General features: G+C 42.5%; 15 protein-coding genes. 2 read left to right on the top strand and 13 right to left on the bottom strand.

All coding sequences use genetic code 11. The annotated features are described in order from the left end of the window. The first annotated feature begins 134 nt into the window (after nt 1-134). Nucleotides 135-986, top strand: a complete 852-nt coding sequence (locus tag WG932_RS12135; protein ID WP_483088112.1) for an alpha/beta hydrolase — start codon at nt 135-137, stop codon at nt 984-986. A gap of 152 nt (nt 987-1,138) precedes the next feature. Here WG932_RS12135 and WG932_RS12130 read toward each other — a convergent pair whose 3' ends face one another. Continuing rightward, nucleotides 1,139-1,486 carry a hypothetical protein gene (locus WG932_RS12130; RefSeq protein ID WP_483088111.1) on the bottom strand — a complete coding sequence of 116 codons (348 nt, stop codon included), beginning with the start codon at nt 1,484-1,486 and terminating at the stop codon, nt 1,139-1,141. A 26-nt stretch (nt 1,487-1,512) separates the two neighbouring features. Then, nucleotides 1,513-2,586, bottom strand: a complete 1,074-nt coding sequence (locus WG932_RS12125; RefSeq protein WP_483088110.1) for a hypothetical protein — start codon at nt 2,584-2,586, stop codon at nt 1,513-1,515. A 301-nt stretch (nt 2,587-2,887) separates the two neighbouring features. Between WG932_RS12125 and WG932_RS12120 the strand changes: the two genes are divergently transcribed. Next, entirely contained in the window at nt 2,888-3,559 is a 672-nt protein-coding gene (locus WG932_RS12120) for an FAD-binding oxidoreductase (RefSeq protein WP_149392521.1), read from the top strand. A gap of 57 nt (nt 3,560-3,616) precedes the next feature. Here the strand turns inward: WG932_RS12120 and WG932_RS12115 are convergent, their stop codons facing one another. The 11 genes from WG932_RS12115 to WG932_RS12065 all read right to left on the bottom strand — a co-directional run bounded on the left by WG932_RS12115 (nt 3,617) and on the right by WG932_RS12065 (nt 20,021). Beyond that, on the bottom strand, nt 3,617-4,009 hold the full coding sequence (locus tag WG932_RS12115; protein WP_149392520.1) for a DUF302 domain-containing protein: 393 nt from the start codon (nt 4,007-4,009) through the stop codon (nt 3,617-3,619). Between the two features lie 999 nt (nt 4,010-5,008). Continuing rightward, nucleotides 5,009-5,353, bottom strand: coding sequence for a PAQR family membrane homeostasis protein TrhA (gene trhA, locus WG932_RS12110; protein ID WP_483088109.1), 345 nt, complete (start codon nt 5,351-5,353; stop codon nt 5,009-5,011). Next, nucleotides 5,350-5,655, bottom strand: coding sequence for a PAQR family membrane homeostasis protein TrhA (gene trhA, locus WG932_RS12105; RefSeq protein WP_483088108.1), 306 nt, complete (start codon nt 5,653-5,655; stop codon nt 5,350-5,352). The genes trhA (WG932_RS12110) and trhA (WG932_RS12105) overlap by 4 nt, the downstream gene beginning before the upstream one ends. Before the next feature lie 503 nt (nt 5,656-6,158). Further along, nucleotides 6,159-8,435, bottom strand: coding sequence for a hypothetical protein (locus WG932_RS12100; RefSeq protein WP_483088107.1), 2,277 nt, complete (start codon nt 8,433-8,435; stop codon nt 6,159-6,161). 6 nt (nt 8,436-8,441) lie between these two features. After that, on the bottom strand, nt 8,442-10,217 hold the full coding sequence (locus WG932_RS12095) for an SGNH/GDSL hydrolase family protein (protein ID WP_483088106.1): 1,776 nt from the start codon (nt 10,215-10,217) through the stop codon (nt 8,442-8,444). Between the two features lie 47 nt (nt 10,218-10,264). Beyond that, nucleotides 10,265-10,720, bottom strand: a complete 456-nt coding sequence (locus WG932_RS12090) for a hypothetical protein (protein ID WP_483088105.1) — start codon at nt 10,718-10,720, stop codon at nt 10,265-10,267. Beyond that, on the bottom strand, nt 10,720-11,031 hold the full coding sequence (locus WG932_RS12085) for a hypothetical protein (RefSeq protein WP_483088104.1): 312 nt from the start codon (nt 11,029-11,031) through the stop codon (nt 10,720-10,722). The genes WG932_RS12090 and WG932_RS12085 overlap by 1 nt, the downstream gene beginning before the upstream one ends. Nucleotides 11,032-11,037: 6 nt before the next feature. Beyond that, a complete protein-coding gene (locus WG932_RS12080) occupies nt 11,038-13,341 on the bottom strand; it encodes an InlB B-repeat-containing protein (RefSeq protein ID WP_483088103.1) in 2,304 nt (767 codons plus the stop codon). Beyond that, nucleotides 13,263-14,681, bottom strand: coding sequence for a pectate lyase family protein (locus tag WG932_RS12075; RefSeq protein WP_483088102.1), 1,419 nt, complete (start codon nt 14,679-14,681; stop codon nt 13,263-13,265). Before WG932_RS12075 ends, WG932_RS12080 begins: the two co-directional genes overlap by 79 nt. A gap of 115 nt (nt 14,682-14,796) precedes the next feature. Beyond that, on the bottom strand, nt 14,797-16,026 hold the full coding sequence (locus WG932_RS12070; RefSeq protein WP_483088101.1) for a cadherin repeat domain-containing protein: 1,230 nt from the start codon (nt 16,024-16,026) through the stop codon (nt 14,797-14,799). A gap of 2 nt (nt 16,027-16,028) precedes the next feature. Then, nucleotides 16,029-20,021: a tape measure protein gene (locus WG932_RS12065; protein ID WP_483088632.1), complete on the bottom strand. Its 3,993-nt coding sequence runs from the start codon at nt 20,019-20,021 to the stop codon at nt 16,029-16,031. Between the last annotated feature and the right edge of the window lie 295 nt (nt 20,022-20,316).

Here is a 20,316-nt window from a genome sequence, read left to right as displayed (position 1 = left end):
CGAAAATAATTAACTAGGAAGAATAGATATCATTTATTGGAAGAAACTCGATAAAAAACCACTATTAATATTTCCTTGGATGCTAAGAATGGTCTGCAATAGTAGTTTTCACGTATATTGGAAAAAAGTACAATATGATGCGATTTTTTATTTTTGTTTTCCTCTTGGCTTGGTGTGGATCTTGTTCCTTAAGGGGAATTACTGTAACAGAAAATGTAACCTATATGGAGGAGGGTTACTTGGGTGAATTACCCGAAAAAAGCTTGAACATTTTCCGACCAAAAAAAATTAAAGAAGCCCTTCCTGTGTTGGTTTTTATTCATGGAGGTAGCTGGAGGTCAGGATCCAAGGAGAAATACAGTTTGGTTGGTAGGAGGTGGGCCCGAAGAAACATAGTTGCTGTAATTATTGATTATCCCTTGAGCCCGGAGTATAAAATTCACAGCATGGCAAAGGCTTCTGCCAAGGCATTGAATTGGGTGGATGAAAATATTGCTGATTATGGTGGAGATCCGGGAAAAATAGTAGTGTCCGGACATTCTGCCGGAGGGCACTTGGCGAGCCTGATTTCTATTCGAGAGGAGTACTTCGATAGTCTTGGGGTGGATAGCCCTATTGCTGCCGCCGTTTTAAATGATGCAGCAGGTCTTGACATGTACCATTACCTTAAAGAGAAAAATTATGCCCCCGGTACTTCTCATTTAAAAACATTTACTGACGCTCCACAGGTGTGGAAAGACACTTCTCCCATCTACTTTTTACATAAAGATATGCCTCCAATGTTTTTCATGATGGGAGGAAAAACCTATGAGAGTATTTTAGTAGGTACAGATAGGTTTATGAAAGAATACAAGAAATTTGTTTCTGAACCTAATTTCAAAATACAGAAGAATAAAAGGCACATTCCAATGATGCTCCAAATGGTCTATACACCAAGTAGAGGGTTTAAATGGGTTATTAATTATGTTAAGGCTGTAGGTGAATGATTAGGGTAAAAACTGGGATGAAATCAAGGCTTTTTCCGCTCTGTTTTTACCTACTAGTCCTCCTGTTAGTGGATCCAATGCGATACCTTAACCTGTAAAGGGAGCGTTATATTTTTCCATTAAATTTAGAATTTTACCTGCTTTAGGCAAAGTTACATAATAGAGTATCTTTTCATCGTGACCGGTAACCAAAAACCTTTCCCCCAGGGAACTCCGCCTGATATACTCATCCTGCCCATCTCATCAATAATTTCTTCAGGAAATGTCCATTTATCTACCACCTCCCAATCTTTATTCATACTTGCCAAGTAAGTGAGGTGATTGTCCTGACCATAATAGGCAAAAAGGGCATACCATAGGGCTTGTTTTTTCACAACCCATGTAAGGCTTCCTTCAGACTCTCCTAAATTAATTGCCTTTATCAAGCTTAAGTTTTGAGGATTAATTATTCGAATGCTACTGCTATCCGGCTTGTTTGGATAGTTTTTTGTCGCTACCAATCCCCCTGAAACCCTGTCATATTTGCTTATGGAATGATTGTTAATGGCAAATATATGTTGTTCAGTGGAGGCCGCTGCTTGTCGGGCATCAGGTGAAGCCCATTCTTCCGTTTTTTTTTCTTAGTTGGAAAATTTACCGGCTCGTTTGTGAATATATCAATCGTGGTGCTTTTTTCCAATTGATAAGGTGCAGCGGCTAATATTAATGTTCCGGAAGTTGAGATATTTAATCCCGCAGTAGCTTTAAAATCTACACCTTCAGTGGGGTGAAATATTTTGGAGCTTATTTTTGTGATTTTTGGGGTAGAGGGTTTCAAATGTAGCTTAAACAAGTCTGCTACCTGTCCTCCATCCTCATTTTTTGCTGTACCAACGACAAACAGTTGCTCATTCCTGTCGGAAAATAAATTCAGATTTTGATAGGACTCCCATTTAGGCTCTGACCAGTCGGCAGTAGATAGTTTTTTGACCTCTATGGAATTTTTCAGCCTTAAATCTCCTTTTCCGGCATAAAAATCCTCTGCTGGACATGAGTAAAAGTCCAGCACCCGACTGTCCCAATTGGCAACCAAAATTAAAATTTCACCCTGATAAGCAGTTATGCCCACTGCTCCAGCAGTGACCCGCTCATAATCTCCTTTTCGTTCTACAGTATAAATGGGATTGTCAAAAGGGGTTTCCGCTTCTAAGTTATAGACCTGTAGGTAGGCAAGGTTTCTTTCTTTATTGTCTTCAATGCCCACAGCCAGAAATCGATCAAATATTTGAAAGCCCCCGGCATGGCGAAGCGGAGAGTGCATTAAGGTGTCAATTGCCACTACCTTCGGTTGATCACCAAGGTGTATTTTTACCATATAACTTAGTTTGTCGGAACTTCCACTTAGATAAATTGAATGTTCTTTGTACAATTGAATGCCTTGAAGATGCCCTCCTTTGGCCTTGTAAGAAATATTATTTTTTGCTAAAAAGGAGGAAGGTTGCTGATTTAAACCTTCAAAAGCTTGCCGAAAATCTTTAAGTTTAGGTTGGCCTGTCGTGTTAATGACAAATGAAGATAAAACCATAAACCAAGGGAGGAAAGATGTATAAAGATTGGTCATTTGTGATTTATATTTTTCTTTAAAGTAAAGGCTTAGAGAGACATTCACAATTAATACGAATAGAATGTTGCAGGAAAAAAAATTTTCGCACAAAACTTCAAGTTTACCCAGAGCTAGAATCTTGTCATAAACTATTTTTAAATTTCAACCAATACAATTTCAAAGCTTTCTTGGTCTTTTTAGTGGGACCTATTCGAAAATTAAATTTTAACAAAATAATGTTAATAAGCTACTAAATTAATTTATGGTTTAAAGTTTGTGGTATGTTTTAAAGTTGTATAATTATAAAACCCAAAATCCTATGGAAAGCTATCAATTAAAAATCTTAGATAAAAGTGTAGTTACGCATGATACCTATGCTTTTAAAATTGAAAAGCCGAAAGGGTATACTTTTGTACCTGGACAAGCCACAGAATTAAGTTTACTGAAAGAAGGGTGGGAGAATGTAAAACGACCGTTTTCCTTTACAAGCCTTCCTAAAGATGATTTTTTGGAGTTTACCATTAAAACTTACGAGGACCATGAAGGGGTAACCAAAAGATTAGGAAATGTACAGGTAGGTGATAAAGTTGAAATAGGAGATGCTTGGGGTGCCATCTCATACAAAGGTGAAGGTGTGTTTTTAGCAGGAGGTGCAGGAATTACTCCTTTTATTTCAATTCTACGAGACTTGCGTCAAAAAAACGAAATAGGTAACAATCAGCTGATTTTTGCTAATAAAACCAATGATGACATTATACTTTTTGAAGAATTGAAGACCATTTTAGGTCATAAATTTCAAAATATCATTGAGAATCAGAAAGATACTGCATACGATAGAGGAAGAATTGACAAGGAATACCTTAAGGAGAATATAAACGATTTCAAGCACCAGAACTTTTACGTATGTGGTCCTGAGGGATTTATAAAAGCAGTAAATGGAGCGTTGAAAGACTTGGGCGCTAATCCTGAGGCTTTGGTTTTTGAAAAATAAATGACCATTTAAAGAGAAAAAGAAGGAGATTTCTGATTTTAGAAATCTCCTACTTTATTATTTTATAGTTTCAATAGCTTTAGCCAACTTTTCTTTTACCTCTTTGGCCAGAGGTTTGATTTCCTCTTTTCCTACCGGAACCATGGCGGCCTCAGGATCGATGGCAGAGACCTCGACTTTACCGTTTTCTAGCTCCCTGATTGTGACATTACAAGGCAACATGGCCGACATATTTGGGTCTATGGTCAACACCTTGTCTGCAAACCCAGGATTACAAGCGCCCAATATTAGGGTAGGTAAATAATCCTTGTCCAATTTCTTTTTCATGGTGGCTTGAATATCTATTTCCGTAAGCACACCAAACCCTTGCTCTTTTAGGGCTTCAGTTACCTTGTCTTTTACCCCTGAAAAAGATTGTGCTTCGAGTGTTTTATTTATATAATATTTCATAGCTAAATCATTTTATTGGTTCGATTTTAAAACTACACATAGATCGGGCCAAAGACAGTGACCTTTGTTACATATTAATGACCATTTCTAATCCGTTGACAAGGAATAAGCTTGAAAACTTTCTGAAGTTTATAATAAGCGTTAGATGATAATATCCTATTGGTCTTCTATTGCCAAGTCAAGCTTAAAAAAAGTGAAATAATCCAGTTCTATACCAAGGTCTTTACTATCCATTGCCTAGATAAAGTCCTCTTAAACTTACGTCAGGCTAAAATCAATACCATCCGGAGAAGGTAAATCTGCTATTTTTTCATAATTTTTATTGAGCACATGTAACCAGATTGGGCATTTTATATTCACTTTTTCTCTGAATGAAACATTTTCATCAGCACTTTTAGTCTTTGTTAATAAAATTTGATCTCAAGGATAATACCCGGGAAAATAGACAATAATAACGAGATTTGTGATTGTACCCTAATTACCTTTTTCCCACTTTAATGAACAGTTGAGAAATTCAGTGGATGTATTAACAGCAACTTTGAAATTATTAAGTTTTACTTGGGATCTCAATTTACCATAAAAATCATAGGTCATTATTCCATTATAGCTATATACCAAGAATTGATTTAGAAATAGGGTCGAGGTCATGAACAATTATAGGAGAACCTATATAATTGTTTAGTACCATAGCTAAAATACATAATTCAGCATTTATTTTAATTTTGAGAGTAGCTGAATCATGTTTAAGGCTGCAGCAAAAAAGGTATATTAAAGGGAAGGTAAGTATAAGTTTTATCCATACTTAACTAGTATAAAAAGTAATTAGTTGAAAGAATTGCTTAATGGATTTTTTTACCGGACTATTCAATGGAAGGATTGATAGCATAACTGAATAGAGGATAAAATTTCACCGAATACCCATGGGCCGACTTTGGTTGGTTTCGGAATTAATTTCGAGATGAATCTACGCATTTATAGTACAAGTCTTCGAGGAATCCATCAGGTAATCATAAACAGTATGGCTATAAAATGTAAAATCGTCCCAACAAAGACAAAAACATGCCAGATGGCATGGGCATAAAGCATTTTTTTATTGGCATAAAAAACAGTGCCTATGGTATATGACAAACCACCAGCTGCAATCAGGTAAATGATTTCTGTACTAAGGTTGGACACCAATGGCTTTATAAGAAGCAGCGCCATCCAGCCCATGCATAAGTACAATATGAGGGATAGTTTTTCAAACCTCCCAATAAAAAATATTTTAAATACCAATCCCAATAGGGTGATGGTCCACACGATTCCGAAATAGACCCATCCCAAGGTGCCACCCAATCCTATCAATAAAAAAAGGGGGTATAGGTGCCGGAAATCAGAAAGTAAATACTGATATGATCAATACTGCGCAAAAGGGGCTTTAGTTGTTTGGATTGAATGGCATGATAGAGAGTAGAGGAAGTATAAAGCAATAACATGGTGGCGCCAAAGATACAGCAACTGACCACATGCAAGGCAGTGCCGTTTAAAACAGAAAAAACCACCAGAAGAGATATGGCCACAATACTAAAAAGAATACCAATCAGGTGGGTGAGGGTATTGGCAAACTCTTCTTTTATTGTTTGTTTTCTATCTACCTGTCCGGCCATTGTAATTAATTAATAATAGTTGCAGTAAATATCGGGTATTTAAATTAATATTTCGGCTGGGTAGTACCTAAAATCCCCAGGCTATTTCGTTAATCATTTGGTTCTTATTAAAATAAAACCAATCAGGTTTACTCGGCTAATTTTAATATCCGGGTCGTCCTTCATAAAACCTGAAATATTCACGGATTCTAGGTGATGGGAAATTAGATTTCTCAGCGGGACTTTTGGGACAAAAAGAAAAAGGCCTCGATATGGATCGTGGCCTTTTAAAAAATTACAAGGAGTAATAAAAAAATTGTCGCTGTATTACTGATTCAAAAGTAGGCTTTTCCTGAATTATAATAGTCTTTTGAAGGTTAAGGATTCTTTACATAATAACGCAGTCTTTAATAATTAAATAACATTTCGCTAAAGGTATAATCGACAAAACAAAACGTCCATAACTTAAAATCAAAACGTCCCTCGAAAATACACATTTAATCACCATTTAAACAGCCTTTAAATCATAATCCATCTTCCTGTACTACCCCCTGAAACCTAGCTTTCCACACCTGTCCGGCAGGTAGTGAATAACTGGTGACCGTGGCATTAGATAGGTCTGCTATCTCGTTTGTGCCTGACCTATTTACACTAATTGCACCACTAGTACCATTCTTAATTATAACCTCCATGCCGTGGTCTGGTGTGTCTGGCAGGGCCGCCGCTGTACGATCGTTATAAATGACTACCATATGATCATCTTTGCCGATCACCTCAGTTCCCGGGTCTGTAGATGATCCCCGCATAGCATAGGAAAAATTTCCTATATTCTTTTGACTACTAAAGAAACCACCGTACTTACCTGTGCTAAACCGGATGTTTTGCATCTGCTTCTCTACTAGTTCAGACCACCTTACACCTACCATGCCCGCGCTAATCGCAGCATATAAGAAGCTTGGTGCATCGTCAGCCTCGTCCGTACTACCCCAGAAACTCCCGCTTATATCGATGCCTGAGATTGCGCTAATAAACGAAGCCCCGGCATTCCTACTAGCAATACCATCATTGCTAATTAATATGCCTGTAGGGTCTCCCGCTCCGTAATCGCTGGATTTTATATAACCGCCCTCAATCTGGAAAACACCTATCTTACACCCGTTGGCCACCTCTAGCGCACTAGCAAAGGCTTTCCCGTCCTGTTGCACCCTAAAAGGCGCCGTCCCTCTGTTATCGAAGCTACTCCCTGCCCATATACGCACAGCTTCCAAGTCATTTTCCAGTCCACTTATGCCAGCTACACCGCCCAAATCTGGATTACCAGCAACAAAAACACCTGTCATAATAGCCCTATCACCAACGAAAGTCTTTTTGAACTGCTGCACTACTGCATAGTTCCTAATCTCATCCGCTGCCAACTTCGCATAGGTAGCAGCACTCTTTGTGGTCTTCACCTCTCGCAGGTTCTTTTTTGTATCCTTAGCTATCTTGTCCACTTTAGTATACTGCCTGCTCTCTGATATCACAATAGAAATCGCATCAGGGTTCACTATAGGGTATTCAATGGACTGGATTCTAATGCGCTCTTCAATACCTAGACTCGAATCCTGCACAATCACGGAGTTACCAGCCCGGAAAGCACTCCTTAACCCGAACTGCCTTACATACTTCTCATCCAAATCACCCTCATAAGCGTACTTAGGGGTAGCGTTCGCTTCTGCATGTGCTATTGTTCTAGTCTTTACCTCTAGCTCAGCTGCATCTATATAGCTCTGTGGCATCTCGATACCCACAAGCGTATACTTATCACCCACAGCCGCTTTAAAAGTTTCATTCGGGGCCACATACCCGCTATCCTCTTCCACAGTGCCAAAAGTTATAACTTTCGTAGAGTGGTCATACTGCGTAATAGGAAATTCTTGCCCTGCCAAAGCCCCTGATTTAAACACGATCTTAGCCCCGCCATCCGTAATAAACTGCTCATTTAGATCAAAATCCAAAGTACTGTCTGTAACTGAAAAAAGACCGTCTACAGCTTCCACTGTGCCAGTCCTGTTTGGGAACACATCTTCAAAAGTAACCGTAGCTTCTATGTACCCGTACTTCGCCACATTAACCTGCACAGGACTATTGTCAAAGGTTATCTTACCCAATCCATCCCTATAACTTAGAGGTATATTCTTAGCCCCACCGTAGCCATACCACACAGTTCCAAACCCGGAATCAACCCTACGTCTTCTAAGCGCATAAAGACCTTTTGACCGCCCGTATTCCAAAGTAACATCCGTATCAACCCCTACTCGTGGCGTCATACTGATAGTCTTATCCGTAATCGAATACTCAAGACCAAATTCCTCTGCAACTGTAGTAAGTAACGTCCGGCAACTCATCTCATCTATAGCGAAAGTAAACGGCTCGTCAAACTCCGGTACTTCCCCAACTTTCCAAGCAGGGTCTATCTGCCTCATGTTCTCACGGATCAGCAGGCACAAGTCCAGCGGCCTGCCTGTATAACTAAAAGTAGCCCGACCAAGGTGCCGGACTATCTTATTATACAAAAGGTACGATTCCCCGTAGAAGGTGATATTATAAGTATAACTCGCATTCCTTTCCAGATCCGCAGGGTCATTTACATAGTATTTCACCCCCAAATGAAAGATGTAGTCACCTATCTGGATGTCCAGCGGCTTATTTAGCACAACCTCAGCCGTGATCTTATCCGCTCCCATCAGCTCTGAAAAGAATACGGTGTTTTCATCCACTGGGAACGACCCTATAATATTTGCACCTCTATATAGATTCATAATTAATTATCTAATACATTGAATAAATGCAGCTAATTTAGCCCCAATTTGAGCCATACCTGGTTCAGATGGGTGAACAGAATCTTCTCCTACCCACCTTCTTACATCGTCAAATCCCGGCGATGGTTCATACTCCGGGAATGGCAGCTGCTCTTTTTGTCTAAAACCAAACTCATCATCAACAGCCGCAGAGGTATCAACCACATAAATACCCTCAACCTCTCTGTTGTCGTATTCTTCAATTATCCTCTCACGAACCTCAAACATTATAGCATTTCTATACGGTACAAAAATACTCCCACTTTCTTTCGCCCCGAAAGCCCCGGTAGGGATAAGTATTGCTACATCAATAGAAGAACTATCATCCTTCACGGATGATATTAATTGATCCATATAGGTTATATATGATTCTATCTTTGACTCCAAATCTGAACCAAATGTGGCAGCCATAAAGTCATTCACTCCCATCATTACGGTTACTAGGTTAGGTTGAACTATCCCCCAAACAGACCTATATTTCGAAAAATCAAAAGAAAAACCTAAACTAGCATAAGACACCTGTACCCATGCCGAACCATCCCACTTTTCATAACGAGAATTAGCTGTGGAATAAACAACATCATTTGTGGTTGGAGACGTTTTGTACCCCGTCACAACATCAAATCCAACAGCCTGTGCCGTAGCATATAACCTATGTTCTGTATCAGCCAACGCCGCGATCCATTGCGCCGTATTACCATAATACTTTAAAGTTCCTGATGGCTGCAAGAAAGGTGAAAACGTAGTATTTGGAGTGGATCCTGTCTCTGAGAAATACATACTAAGATGCCAGCCAGAACGTCCCTCATTCATCACCTCATTGTCCCATCCTTCATTAATACCTAGACTGGTTACATTAGGAATCTTGTTAATCATAGCATCGAGGTAATAACCTGTTGTGGTATAACTGTCGCCAATCGAAAGAATTTTAAAATTACCTGTATCCTTGGTAATATCCCCCATTTTAGCTGTAACTGTCTTTGTCGATATCTTTTGAAACTCAGAATCGTACAAGTCAAAAGTAAAAGTAGCATCTGTCAAAGAATCCCTATTGATAATCGAAAACGTATTCCTATTCGTTACCCCATTTCCAGACAATCTCGTAAAATAAGTATAGGGATTCCATCTGCGCTGCAATGCTTTATGGTATAGATAGCAGTGATCTTCTAACATCAGATAAAGCTTTGATGGGACACTAAGCCTATTCTGTTCAATCAGTGCTCCTGCTTTGAAATTCTGAATCTCCTGCCCCTCTAATGCCTTCGCTACCTTTTCTTTATTTAGTGAGTAGTTTAAAATACGGAGCAACTCATATGGTGCGTATTCAGTATCTACCGTCCCCTCTTCTATTTGCAACACACTTAAATCTAAAGTATGCCACCAAAACGCCTTATAATACCTTGTGTTCACCGCTGTCGTTACCGTAGTAGAACCATAGATGTTTTGCCCTTTCACATAGGTGAAATTCTCATCATATTCCACAAAACCAATGTTTGATGCATTATTCGTCTTATAAGTAGTAGATGGCTCACATAATTGGAAGTCTACATGTCTTAAATTGTTAGGGTTTGCTATCGTATTCCCTGAACCTAGAATCAACGCCCCAGATTCCGTCTCAGCGTCCTTATTAAAGATATTCTTACCCAGTTCTTCAACCACCACAGCATATTTTTCAAAATCGGGGAGATCATCCCGGTAGACTAACTCTTCCAGGTCTAGTTCCGATTTCAAAATTGCTTTCACGAGCAGTTTGGATGGGACCACTTTTTGAAACGGTTCGTACTCAGTGTCTACCGCTCCCTCTCTATTTGCAACACACTTAAATCCAAAGTGTGCCACCAAAAAGCCTTGTAATACTTCGTGTTAGCCGCTGTTGTTACCGTAGTAGATCCATAGATATTCTGCCCCTTCACATAGGTGAAATTCTCATCATATTCCACAAAACCAATGTTTGATGCATTATTCGTCTTATAAGTAGTAGAGGGATTACATAATTGAAAGTCTACATGTCTTAAATTATTAGCGTTCGCAACAGTATTACCCGACTCTAAAATCAATGCCCCTGATTCCGTCTCCGCATCCTTATTAAAAATATTCTTACCAACACCCAGCATAGCCACATCATCCTCCCTAAGAAGGTCTGTTTTCTTCGCATAAGCAGTCAAGTCAATAGGAATAAGCACTTTAGTGAATGTACCTGCACCATCACTAAAAATAAGCGTTACCCCGGCTGTAAGATCCACCACTATCCCCCGTAGTTCGTATAGGTGCCGGATTCAAGGGGAAACTTGATCCCCGCTACACTATCATCAGCAGAGCCCGGGACTATTCCCGCCACCCCCATGGTTACAAGGCCGTTCACCTCCTTTTTTGTGTAGCTATCCGCTATTTGTCTATATACTTGGTCCATATAAGAGCGAAACAGGTCATAAACCTGCTGGTAGGAAATCGCTATATTTCTCCCATTCCCTAGATCCAAACTAAACATCCTATCAGTTAAGGACAATGAGGTCGCTACCTCGTAGCTCTCGTCAAATTTTACAGTGCCTCCAGACATATCTCTTTATTTTTTAATTACTATTTTTTCACCTTCTTTTGTTAATATCAGCTGACCAAAACCATCTGCAAGGAATTGATCCATTATTACCTCAGCATGATCCGGGATGATTAGCAGCTTATTTCCCTCATCATTAAGGATGATGTTACCCTCAGCGTCCGCTAAGTAGTCCCAGTTGATTACCGAAGCTTCACCTTCCGTGAAATTAATCGTAATCACAGCCGTCACCTGACCGTCTCCCGTGATCCGTACATCCTGCACCTGCACACCATCTTTCACGAACACCCGGTGCAACACCTGACCATCTACTATTATAGACCGCAATCCGGGCTTAGCGAGTAGAGCATAAAGACCATTTAAACGGCTTTTAAAAGCGCTATAATCAGGGCTTAAAAACACCCCTTGAAGCTTAATTTCCCGTGCCTCAATCTTATTCACCCGTTCGGATTCATAAGGAAAACTCGTTATAGTCAACCCTTTCGGAGCTGGTCTATTATAACTCTGCTCAAGCCTTAAGAAAATAAATCCCAAGTCCGAAAAACTACGACTATCAATCCCCAACTCATTTCCCAAGTCACTAGGTTCTACCACGGGCGAATTGATATAAACAACAGGCTGTCGGAAAGGAATATCCACCAAATACCATCCCTCGCTGATATGCTCCGCCTTCACCTCTCCATTCACCATCACATTCCAGCTGCCCAGCTCACATTCCAGAAGGGCTACAGAATCCAGCGCAGATATATGTGCATACAGGTTATACAGCTTCGCAAGCCCGTCCGCCTGATCATCACCCTTAAGCAATCCGGTCAACAGAATATCCCTACCAGACCACCTGATCTCAGGCCCTGCCACATAAGGCTCTATTCCGTCCTGGTCTTCCCAGTCATAAAAAGTCTTTCCGATTCTCTCCGGCATATCCCAGCAACCCGAGATTGCCAGATTTGTATTCCCCGACTGTCTCGGAATGAACCCAAACCGCTCCGCCAGATCTATATTATTCAGCTTATACACACCTCTCAATACATCCGGTTCCGGCTCTTCCTCTTCCTGTGGTTCGGGTTGTGCCAACGGCTCCGGCACCTGCTCCGGCTCCGGGGCCACTCTTGCATTAGCCATACTGCCCGTTAATTCAGAGAAAACGTACACCGTCGCATTCTCCGCAGGCATGGTAAATTCAAATGTTTTCGATTCACTAATAATCTCACCATCCAGCATCCAGTATAAGAAAGTCCAACCCGTATTATTAGTCGCCGATAAGGGAACCTTATCACCCGCCTCATAGTCGCCCGAACCAGTCACCGACCCTGCTAAACCAGGAGAGGACACCACGGAAAGCGAAAAAAAAACAGGTGCCGACTCTTCGAACTCTGCCGTAAGCACAAGGTTCTGCCCCCCCATATTGAAGTTGAATTCTGGATTAGTAGTCTGCTCCACAGCACCAATCTTCCAGCGCACAAAGCGATACCCCGGCGCAGCAGTTGCCCGCAGCTGCACTGGTTCCCCCGTCTCATAAGGGCCTGTCGTAATCTCTTCCACAGTACCGCCTCCGGTAGGTGACACCTGCATAGTTGCCGTATAGGTAGGTATTAATTCAAAATTGGCGACTAAGGGCAGATCCTCCGTACCCATAGTACCCTCATAGTATGGCTGATCATAAAAATACATGCCATAAATACTCCAATCTACAAACCGATACCCCGGAGCAGGCGTAGCCTCTATTTCAAAATCTTTACCTTCTGCATAAGGTCCCGAGGTGATTTCTTCCACGGCGCCTCCTTCTGGAGGATCAGCGGATAATGTAACATCCCATTTAGGTATGTCTTCAAATTCCGCTACTAGGTCATAACCATAACCAGCTACAAAATAACTGTGTGGATTTTCGGTACTAAAAAGATCCCCCTCAACCGACCAACGGACAAAACGTTTACCTGCTGCCGGACTTGCTGTAAGAGTAACCGAAGTACCGTTTTCGTGCGGGCCTGCGGGGCTTTCTGAGGCTGTCCCTGCGCCTGATGGACTTACTGTAATAGTGTTCTCATACACCCGTACAAACACAGCAGTCAACGCCCTGTCCTCCGTCACCTCAAATACATAAGGATTAGCTGTGCTAACTGTAGCACTATCTTCCTCCCAGCGTTTAAATCTCCACCCGGCAGAAGCCGTAGCTGTTAAAGTTGCGTTTTCACCTTCCGTGATTGTCCCCTCTCCGCTTACAGTACCCGATCCGCTTACCGATGTAGTAATCTCATGCGTGGTATCTTCCGCCTCAGACAGTAAATGCCAGTTCGTCCCGGCATTTGCTTCCACGTAGGTTTTGCCGCTGCCGGGGTCATTGCAGGTATAGGGTAGTGGTAGTTGGCTACACTAGGAGGACTCCACGTTACTTTTTCCGGTCTTATTTCCCCTATATTACTACTTACAAAACCCTCTATATGACAATTAACAAGCTTCAATCCTGACTCTGTTGGGCTATTCCCATCATTATCCCTTCTTAATTCTCCTCCATTTTCAAACCAAGTGCCTTCCACATATACCTGTGCCTCTGCGTCTATATCCAGCATATTTGAGCTTGTAGGCTTGGTTACAGCCGTCGCATAAGAAGGATTCCATTTGAAGAGACAATTAAGAATATGTATCTGGCCAAAACGTGCCTTGGGCTGTCTCGATGCATTATTCTCAAAACTGCAATAAATCAATGAGATCTTTAAAAGGCCCCTATTGGCTATCTGTGTATCAGAGTAACCAATCAACATCACCCGCTGTCCATTTCTAAACCTTGTGTTCGATACTGTTATATAGTTAGACAGGTTAGTATCTATCATGCCATCAGCATATTGACTATCTGTGGTATTATAGGAGAAATTAACATCCATATCACAGTAATCAAACCAACCACCCTCGCAAGAATTGACTGTGAAATGATCCAATTCCGCCTCACCGCTACCCGTGCCCCAAGGGTAAAATGGCCCTTTTCTTCCCCAGTTCCTCCAAATAAAGTTTGTGGAATCCACACAGCGGATTTCTGCACCGGATATGGTCTGCCCAAAAAGAGCTAAAACAGTTTTATTATGCCATTCATTTATAGTATAAACAGTAGGCGAACTCAGTACAATGTCCGAGCCTGTGTATACATACACTTTTGGGGAGTTGTCTCCGTTATCCTCATCCGCATCTATATGCGTCCACAGCTCAGTCCAGGTTTTACACTCCACCATCTCACCCCCGGCTCCACCTTGCACACCTTTACCTGAATCATACACACTCGCCCATCCCCCCGGCTTCTCCACAATCGCAGAAGCTTCCACCGCTCCGATTGAGGGCGTCGAAGGAACCTTATTGCCTTGCAAATCCCTAGAATAACCAAGATCAGTACCCGCCCCATTTAAAACATAAATATCTGAGGAAGTACTATTATTAGTTGACCCGGCACCCATCGACCCCGAAAGCCCGGAATAATTGGTATTCTTCACTACCACCGCAGCACTCGGATCTAAATTAAATCCACCACTCCCCGAGAAGGTATTCATAGCAGAGCCGTTCTCTATCCTTGTACCAGAACCGGCATGACTATACACCTGAAATCCCCAACCAAGTGTATTACTTGCATCCACATAAGAAAACAGCGTATTAATAGCCCCATAAGCCACTTGGAACCCCCTTCACATTCAATCAACTTAATCCTTTCGAACCTTACCCCGTTTGGATTATCCGTTGTGCCTCCCTGCCTGCCAAAATAACCCGCTTGCTTTGCGCCTTTGATTATTATATCCGAAAAACCGGAAGTGCTGGTGATATTATAATCACCCCCACACCATCATTTGCAGCATGCACATAGACAACTAAAGCATTTGCCAACCCTTCTAGGTAGCACCATTGATATGTTTGGTACCCTGCCCTAACTTGTAATCCTAAATTATCCGGACTAATATCATCGCAAATACAGACCATGTATTTGATTTCCACATTAGGTCTATGCGCAGCTTGAGCGCAAGGTATTTCTGTACCTATATCACCATCCAAGCTATGTAGGGTATTATCAGTATAGCCCTTATTATTATGAACAGTTACCCCCTCAGACTCTATTTTAAAGCCTCTATACTTTGTTTGATTGGTTTCAATGTCAATAAAACGGCAATTTCTGTTAGCCTCATTCCCGGCAATAGCGTCCGAGGTAGGTAGATAAATTAGCCCATCTTGATATTTTGTGTTAGCAGATTTCAGCCGATGCCCCTCTATATTGTCTCCCGCAGGCTTGACAAGAAAATGCCCTCGATCCTCACATATATCATTATATGTCTCAAAGTCATATATTTCGAAATTGTGGCAAACATCAGATTCCACTATAGCCGCATTCCCCCACGGTATCGTCCCAACCGTTACAAAATGCCCTGCTGATCCGGTCATATCGATTTTAGGACGGGCACCTTGGCCCCATGCACCCATTCTTATATATTCGGGATATGATCCGCCTACTTTTGGATTAGTGAACTCGTTCCGATCATTGCTGTAGGTTTTCGCTCGCTTATAAAAATAAGTCTTCCCAGCTGTCCCCGTACTGCTCCCGTAGTTATTCAGCTTAAGGAATGGCTTTGCCCTGGTACCATCGCTGTCTCCACCTCCATAACTGCTGTCAAAAAATATACAATCACCCGTAGGGATAACCTTAATATTACAGGTAGTGTCTTTAAAATACCAATCGTAAACCTTCACACGAACGGTAATACTTTTATCACCACTAAGATTGGCTGTGTCAGCCACCGTAAGTTCTCCGGATGTGCTGTTAATTGCAAAAGTTCCGTCCTCATTTCCTCCAACAATCTCAAAAGTATAACTGCTATCATCAAGCGAAATTCCCCATTTTTGCTTGGCGAAATAAGGATGAGACCAGAGGTAATTAACAGCCCCTACATTGTCGCCCACCACAGCATTTGCAGGAACGATATATTTCTGCGCATCATGGGTGATTGGATGTAATGTAATATGTATAGCCATGCTTATATATCTCCTCGGTCGTAACCTGTTGAATTCTGTTTTGTATTCTTATTAATTGCCTTAAGCTGCTCCACCGTAGCCTTAAGCTCTGCCACAGCATTAGCCGTATTCTGCTCTATCGCCGCCGAACTCCGCATAATCGTAAGCGTAGCATCATAGTGCTGCTTATCTATTGTCAACTGTTGCTCCACAGTTAGCAATGTCCTATTACTAATGTCATAAAAACCACGAAAAAGCCCGGCCAGCTCAGTGCCCGTAGCCTCTGTTAAGTCTCTCCTTATGCCTCCCGCCAAACCTGTTTGTGAACTGCTATCATCCCCCGTAAAGATGTCAAACCCCGACTTTTTAGCCGCTGCCTGTGCCTGTTCCAAAGCCTTATTAAAGTCAGCCGTCAAACCCTGAACATTCGCAAAGAAAGCCCCCAAGTTCTCAGTAATCCCTTGCGTATCACCCGCAGCTAGATTACCCTCAAGGTCTTTCTGTAGCTGGTCAAACACATCCGAGAAAATCGAGTTAAAAAGAATCTGACTTACAACATTTTCCAGCACCTTCTCCACCGTTTCTCCCATCTTGATAGCGGCATTCTCCCCGGCCTCAAAGCTCTCAACGAGCGCATTCCGCACATCTCCACCCAGACCGCCAACAAGTTCCTTTACCACGTCCGCTATCTGTTGCCTTGCAGCCTCCATCGCCTCTTCCCATTCGAGCACCTTTTTTACCAGTTCAGCAGATCTTTCAGACAATTGGTCATTTTGCAATAGTGCTTTCGCTAGTTCACTATTAAAGCTCACCATTCCATTATCAAGCACTTCAACCAAAGTATCATACTCCTCTAAAAGAGGCCCCAGCTTATCCACTTTCTTTTGTCCGCCAAAAATGGCAGCAAGTGCCCCCACAAGTCCACCCGAAGCAATTCCTTTACTTATATCCCCGAGGTCAATTGCATTCCTTTGCCCCACTTTTACATAAGCATCCTCAAGGGCGGCAATCGCCTCCATATAGTTCTTATTCGCATCCGTAAGGCTCTCCACCCCGTCACGAATTCTACCCTCATAATCACTCAGAAATACATTCTCACCCAAAATACTCTGCAAGCGGATCTGCTCATTTAGACTAAGATTATACTGCTGCTGAAAACCAATAAGCGACTTATAATAAGCCTCCTCAGCCTCCCTGCGTTGTGCTGCCGATTCAGAAAGAATATTCATAACCCGAACCACCCCACTAATGGCCGCACTCGCCACATCCGCCTGAGTAGCCGAATCATCAAACATCGTAAGCACATCATTTACCCCGGTCCCAAGCCCTGAAAGCGCAGCTCCTATATTCGCTATCCCCGTATTACCTGTAGATTCCCCAAGACTTACCAAGGATTCACTTAACCCATTCAAAGCTTGCGAATACTTGTAAATATCGTCCAGCTCCATCTGGTTAAGCTCCTTTTTTAGCTCTTCCAGTTGTTGTGTCAACTCATTTCTAAGCCCCTGACTCATTTCCTCACCTGCCAAAAGCCCTTCAATCCCTTTGATCGATTGCTTTGCCGTCTCCTTCGTCATCACCACCACTCGCTCATAGAGCTGCTGGTAAGATTGTAACTTCTGTACATTGGCATCATCCAAGGCGCCTAGCTCTGCCTGATGTTTCCTGTCTAGCTCTTGCGCTTCCTTGAGGTTCCCGGAAGTAATCAGCTCTTGTCTTAGTGCTTCATAGTTGGCGATTAGCTTCGCCCGCTCCTGGTTATAAGCTTGCAGGTTAGCCAGCTGCTCATTGTATTTTTGGTTATCTATCCTGATTGCCTCGTTGGCTTCCTTCTCTAGTAGTTTGGCCGCTTCCCTTTGCTGGTCGGTCGCCCGGCCCTCCATTACTGCCGTGAATACCCCTTGATTTTCAAGTGTCTTTTGCCGCACATAATCGATATAGCTATCAAACTCCCCAATCTGTGCAGAGAATTGTTCCTTAGCCGCTGCTATTCCAAACTGCTTCTTATAAGTCTCAAAGTCCGCATAAACTTGCTTCATTTGCTCGATCTCCCCCTTAAGCTGGTCTAGTGGAGAGAGCGCACCGGACGCCTGTCGTATTTCTTGCCTGATCAGCAGTTGCTGTCTGCCGGCACTGCTGTTAGACGGATCTACACCCGCAAGCGCCTTATTGAGGTATTCCACGTAGGTAGCTCCTTCTTTTCTAAGCGCCGAAAACTGCTCGTCCGCAGCTTCTTTACCTAATACCTCAATTGCCTGATAATATTCGTTGTACAGCTTCTTTTTCTCAGTAAGCCTTTCCTCTAGGGCTTCCAGCTCTGTATTTTTCGCCTCTTTTTCCCGTTCCTTAATAGACTTTATTTCCAACGCCGCTATTTGCTGCTGCAAAGCCACCTGCTTTGCCTCATTTTGCGCCAGGGCCGAGCTGTCCTTAATATCTATTTCCTCACGGGCCTTTTGCAAAGCCTGTAATTCTTCCTTAAGTGCCTTGATCGTCGTAATCGATGCCTCCGTGCTTTCATTCGCTTGCTTTTCTTCTTCTGAAAAAAGCCCCAATTGTTTCAAATAGGCCGTTTTAGCTTCCCCTAGCTCGTTGGTAGCTGTTTTTTCTCTATACATCGCCGCAGCGTATTCCTGAGAATCTCGGAGTAAGTCTTGATAATTAAGCGTGGAAACATCGCCTCCCTGTCCCAATACCGTGAAGTCAATCCCGAACTCCCGCAGGATCTTATCAAACTCAGCCTGTACTTGTGTAAGTGGTACTTTTGAGAATGCGGTGAATTCATTGACAGCCTTTTCAAACTCTGCGGACAATTGACCGCCCACAGTAGCACTTAGTTGTGCATCATTAATAATGTCCTGCACCGCTTTGCCAAATTTCTGGCTATAATTCGCCGTCCCTTCCCGAAGGTTCGCTAAGTCGCTTTCCTGTGTTCTTAGAAAAATCGATTCCCCTATAGCTTTATTTACAGCCTTTTGGGCTCGTTCTATTTCTTCGAGGTTGCTTGCTTCTGTCAGCTGTTTAGGCAGGTACTCATTGTAGGTCTTATTGACAAGCTTTATAGCTTCGCTCCGGGCTTCTGTGCCTTCCGTCGTTTTCTTAAGTGCATCAAAAAGTTCCTTAGACTTGTCCAGCTCATCACCTATCGCCTGCCGAAACTCCCCAGAGACCACCACGGCTTCTTTGGTGCCTTTGCTAAATTTGGCTGTAGCTGCTATCAATAATCCTAAAGCCGTAGCTGCTGCCACAAAGGGATTACTTAGCATCGTGGCATTAAGCACCTTTTGCGCTCTAGTAGCGATTACTGTCCATTTATTTAGGAGAATCTGAGAGCCTGTTAACCCCGCATTAGCCTGAGCCACCGCCTTAGTAGCCACAGAGGTAAGGATTAGCGAAGCCCTATAGGTGCCATAGGTTACCGCTATTACTTCCAAAATATCAATCACCTTTTGGTAATTCTCCACCAAATAGGTCACACCTGCCAGCCCCTCCGAAATAGCGCTTTCCTGTGATTGCCCTATTTTATTAAGCATATTGTCCCATGCATCCCCAAGGTTAGATATCTGGCCTGTGATGGATGCCGATTGCTTTTCCATTAGGTTAAAAAATACGCCTCCCTCAGACGTTAGTCTGTTGATTGCTTTTTCCACATCCGGGAAACCCACTTTCCCCGCACTTACCAGGTTCTTTACTTCCTGCTCAGCCACACCAAACTGTGAGGCCAGCTCTGAGATAAGGGGAATACCCCGATTAGTAAATTGATTAAGATCTTGTGCAAAAAGTCTCCCCTGCACCCTCGTAGTCCCAAAGAGGTAGGCCATATCATTCAAGGGAATATTAAGACCCGCCGAAACATCCCCAAGCCTCCTGATCGTGTCCGTTACATTGTCCGCCTCAAAACCATAAGCGAGGAGTTGCTTTGTAGCTGCGCCCACATCCGAAAGATTGAAAGGGGTCTTGGCTGCCAGATCCACAGCCTCAGCCAACACCTGGTCGGCTTTCTCTTTGCTTTGCAGGATTGTTTGTAAGGAAATCTCCAGCTGTTGAAATTCCCCCTTACTCTGGCTATCTCAGAAATAAAACCGGTAGCCGCCTGAAATGAAAAATACCCGGCAAGGGCTGCACCTAGATTTTTATAGATAGAATCGATTTGCTTAGCCTCTTTATCGGCTGTAGTGGTCACTCCCTTAATGCTATCCTTAACCTTGTTAGACGCTCTGTCAAACTCTCGGTTATTGATAAGGAATTCTACATTTATTGGCCCCAGGTTTTCCATTTGTTTAATTTTTGCCGTCCCTCAGCGGGATTTCC

This window comes from Cyclobacterium sp. SOCE241 (assembly GCF_056867545.1).
Note: the sequence above shows the minus strand (reverse complement) of the source record. Positions and strands in the feature narration are given on the sequence as shown.

Bases quoted from the DNA above. Each gene is read 5' to 3' on its own strand.
- WG932_RS12100 (WP_483088107.1), bottom strand. From the start codon at position 8,435: ATGAATCTATATAGAGGTGCAAATATTATAGGGTCGTTCCCAGTGGAT.
- trhA (WP_483088108.1), bottom strand. From the start codon at position 5,655: ATGGCCGGACAGGTAGATAGAAAACAAACAATAAAAGAAGAGTTTGCC.
- WG932_RS12115 (WP_149392520.1), bottom strand. From the start codon at position 4,009: ATGAAATATTATATAAATAAAACACTCGAAGCACAATCTTTTTCAGGG.
- WG932_RS12135 (WP_483088112.1), top strand. From the start codon at position 135: ATGATGCGATTTTTTATTTTTGTTTTCCTCTTGGCTTGGTGTGGATCT.
- WG932_RS12125 (WP_483088110.1), bottom strand. From the start codon at position 2,586: ATGACCAATCTTTATACATCTTTCCTCCCTTGGTTTATGGTTTTATCT.
- WG932_RS12120 (WP_149392521.1), top strand. From the start codon at position 2,888: ATGGAAAGCTATCAATTAAAAATCTTAGATAAAAGTGTAGTTACGCAT.
- WG932_RS12070 (WP_483088101.1), bottom strand. From the start codon at position 16,026: ATGGCTATACATATTACATTACATCCAATCACCCATGATGCGCAGAAA.
- WG932_RS12085 (WP_483088104.1), bottom strand. From the start codon at position 11,031: ATGTCTGGAGGCACTGTAAAATTTGACGAGAGCTACGAGGTAGCGACC.